General features: G+C 55.5%; 1 pseudogene. It reads right to left on the minus strand.

The window, feature by feature from the left end:
• Positions 1 to 232: 232 nt before the first annotated feature.
• Positions 233 to 1,079 (minus strand): annotated as a pseudogene (locus BGIM_RS47920) (hypothetical protein); the annotation flags it as partial.

Consider the following 1,079-nt stretch of genomic DNA (forward strand, 5'->3'; position numbering starts at 1 on the left):
CACTAACCACAAAGACGCAAAGATCACACAAAGTTTCACAAAGAAAAGAATGAAATCAAAACGACAAGCAAAGTGAAAACCAGAAGACACAAAGTGAAATCCGAATTGCGAATTTGCTTTCTTGCTTGGCCTTCTTCCTGATTTCTCTTTGCTTCTGTTCAATCTCGCTTTTGATTTTCTTTGTGAAACTTTGTGTAATCTTTGCGTCTTTGTGGTTAGTGTCTTTCCCTTCTCACTTCCCCAATGCCTTTTCCATCGCCGCTTTCATCAATGCTTCGCTGCCGGGGTTGACCCAGCACCAGTCAGTCAGGTTGCCGTCGTTTTCCTTCCAAGCCCGTTCAATGGGGATATAGCCGGGGCCGCTTTCGCCGTAGCCGGCGACCATCACGAAGTCTTTGGGCCGGATGGCCTGCGCCATCAATTGATACTCGACATACGATTCGGCCGGCATCAGCAGATAGGCCGCCGGGCCAAAATCCAAACAGCACACATCGACCGGCTGGCCGGTGTTTACACGTTTGAGCCAGCTCAGACCGAGGGCGGCGAGGCATTGGCCGAAGGGACGGGGATTCTCGGCGATTTGCTTTTTCAACTCAGCCTCCGAGAAGGCCGCCCCGCCTCGGGCTTCCAGTTTCATCGGCACATTCTTGAATTCGCATTTATTGATGGGTTCGCGTTTCGTGTTCTCCCACGCGGCCTTCATGGCGGCATGGATGCGTTTCGCCAGCACGGGGCGGTTGTCGGGGGAGCCGTCGTTGAATTTCCCGGCGGTCACGTTGCCGCTGCATCCGGAGATGTAGATTTGCAGGGTCTTCGGGTCTTCACTTTGCCGCATCTTGCGGGCCATGCCCACGAAATCGGCCGTCGTTCCCCCCTTGCCGTAAAAGCTCATCGGATGGGTGGCGTAGGAACTGAAGGCCACCACGGGCGTGTCGCCGTCCCACAGGCTGAGAGTCTTCAGCATCGGGTCAATGGTTCCGAGTTCGCCCGCCCGGATTTTCGCATCGCGGCTCGCGCTCATCCGGTTGTAACGCACCACCCCGGCTTCGTCGAAGTAGCGCCGGTTGGAGGCCACTTCC

It is taken from the genome of Zavarzinella formosa DSM 19928 (assembly GCF_000255705.1).
Taxonomy (GTDB): Bacteria; Planctomycetota; Planctomycetia; order Gemmatales; family Gemmataceae; genus Zavarzinella; species Zavarzinella formosa.